The 228-nt window shown below is 54.8% G+C and carries 1 pseudogene; it reads right to left on the bottom strand.

The window, feature by feature from the left end:
* A pseudogene (locus ACPYOJ_RS37315) lies at window positions 1-228 on the bottom strand (hypothetical protein); the annotation flags it as partial.

Raw genomic sequence — 228 nt, 5'->3', positions numbered from 1 at the left:
AAGCTGCGTGGATTTATCCCGCGATCGTAGCTCTACTTCAATCCGTCCGCCCTCAGGGCTGTACTTGACTGCGTTCTCAATCACATTGTCAATCAGCGACATCAGGCGCTCTCTGATGCCTGTGATCCAGACTTCATCATCAGAGACGAATTCAAGCTCTATCCTGCGCTCCGTAGCCAGCGGTTCCAGTGCCGCCATTCGCTCCTGAATGAGCGTCGTCAGCGGCAC

The sequence above is a fragment of the Rhizobium sp. SVR5-9E genome (assembly GCF_056755095.1).
Note: the sequence above shows the minus strand (reverse complement) of the source record. Positions and strands in the feature narration are given on the sequence as shown.